The organism is Rubritalea sp., from assembly GCF_039830215.1.
Taxonomy (GTDB): Bacteria; Verrucomicrobiota; Verrucomicrobiia; order Verrucomicrobiales; family Akkermansiaceae; genus Rubritalea.
In genome coordinates this window covers 1-1,703 of sequence record NZ_JBDOPO010000150.1, presented here as the reverse complement: position 1 = coordinate 1,703, position 1,703 = coordinate 1, and the positions used below count along the sequence as shown (strand labels likewise).

Genomic DNA, 1,703 nt, shown 5'->3' with positions numbered 1-1,703 from the left:
TTGTTAGGTTTTTAGTTGTGGTTCCATGAGGTCATTTAAAATTGTCGCGATTCTTCTTTTAGTCACTGGTGTCAGTGTGCTTTTTTTGCTGCCTCGTAGCGTGGACCCAATGACTGTGGTTTTAGATGCAAACTCAAACGAGAAGCCTACTCCAAAGCTTACTAAGCAAGAAATAGTCGAAAGTAGAAGTGATCCAGCTCCTGCCATAGCGGTGACTCATAGGCGCATCACACGAAAGTTCTCTAACATGGATCGCATTGTATTAGGCGACCTAAAATAATTAGACAGACAATATCTGAAGGAGGCCTATTGCGAGTAGAGATACATCGTGATAGGCTTACTCTATGTCTAAAGCTCGTTTACTAGCCCCCTGGGTAGGTGAGGATGAAAACAGATCCGCCATCTACCATTGTGTTTCGCGTATTGTTGGAAGGGAATTCCTTCTGCGGCGTGAGGAGAAGGAACAATTTGTTCGCTATATGCGGCTGTATGAACAGTTCTGCGGAGTGCGAGTTCTCACCTATTGCGTGATGAGCAATCACTTTCATATTCTAGTGGAGGTTCCGCCTAAGTGTGACAGAGAGCTGGATGACGATGCGCTGATAGAGCGGTTAGAAATTTTGTATTCAAAAGAGCACGTTGCAATGGTGAGCGAGCATTTGAATTTGTTAGCCAAAGCGACGCATGTTGAGGGACGACAGGCCTACCTAAAGCTTCGAGAATCGTACACGAAGCGTATGTGGGATTTGGGGCTCTTTATGAAAACTCTGAAGCAACGATTTTCGAGTTGGTACAATAAGAAGCACGGCCGAAGGGGAACCTTATGGGAGGCTCGTTACAAGAGTGTGCTAGTAGAGAATGGCTATGCAGCTAGGACAATGGCTGCCTACATTGATCTTAACCCAGTTAGAGCGGGTATGCTAGTTGATCCGAAAGATTATCGTTGGAGTGGTTACGCCGAGGCGGTGGCAGGTGGGAAGCTAGCAAGAAATGGGGTAATGCGTGTCCTCAGCGAGCTGGAGAGTGACACAGCCAAAGACGGCTGGAGCGGCGCGCGAGATTTAGTTAAATACGATTGGCGCAGTGTAGCGGGGCAATACCGACTTATTCTCTTCGAAGACGGAGCCCGCTATGGAGAGAAAGGTGCTAACGACCAAGTGAGAGAAGGCAGGCGGAAAGGATTCAGCGAGTCTGAACTAGCACACGAACAGAAGCGTGAGGGGCAACTCTCGATCGCGGCCATCGCTAGTTGTAAGTCGCGCTACTTTGTCGAAGGCGCAGTGTTAGGTAGCCGAGAGTGGGTTAATGGAGTGATCGAAGGCATCAAAGGAGACTACCTGAGTTCCAAGCGCAAAGGTAAAAGCTCCAAGCCGCTTGGCGCTTTAAAGAAAAGCGGCTTATGGTCGTTGCGTCGTCTGAATGAGAGCTGAGTTATTTTTGCTAACTTAGGCCTCCACAGTTAGGTCATCCATGGCTCCGTGAGAGTCAGGGTAAACCGAGCTAAAAAAACAGTTGAAAGCTCAATCTGAGATAAAAGAGCTCTTTTTTAGCACCCATAGAGCAAAATCGATTGAAGGCTGTTTGAGGGAGACTAAATCCTTGTCCACAGCTGTCATAAATGCGATCTATCTTATAAATTGTATGTCTAATAAATATTACACAGGCTCGCTTGAAAATACAGAGGAACAAGCTAGCAATAAGAT

The 1,703-nt window shown here is 46.8% G+C and carries 3 protein-coding genes; all 3 read left to right on the top strand.

The genetic code is table 11. The annotated features are described in order from the left end of the window. Positions 1-25 precede the first annotated feature (25 nt). Positions 26-280 carry a hypothetical protein gene (locus ABGY95_RS05050; RefSeq protein WP_347440609.1) on the top strand — a complete coding sequence of 85 codons (255 nt, stop codon included), beginning with the start codon at positions 26-28 and terminating at the stop codon, positions 278-280. A gap of 64 nt (positions 281-344) precedes the next feature. Continuing rightward, positions 345-1,430: a transposase gene (locus ABGY95_RS05045; RefSeq protein ID WP_347440608.1), complete on the top strand. Its 1,086-nt coding sequence runs from the start codon at positions 345-347 to the stop codon at positions 1,428-1,430. An 82-nt stretch (positions 1,431-1,512) separates the two neighbouring features. After that, the coding region (locus ABGY95_RS05040) for a hypothetical protein (protein WP_347440607.1) at positions 1,513-1,703 on the top strand (191 nt) is incomplete at its 3' end.

What these genes read in the sequence shown, in the direction of transcription:
- ABGY95_RS05050 (WP_347440609.1), top strand. Translation starts at nt 26, where the DNA reads ATGAGGTCATTTAAAATTGTCGCGATTCTTCTTTTAGTCACTGGTGTC.
- ABGY95_RS05045 (WP_347440608.1), top strand. Translation starts at nt 345, where the DNA reads ATGTCTAAAGCTCGTTTACTAGCCCCCTGGGTAGGTGAGGATGAAAAC.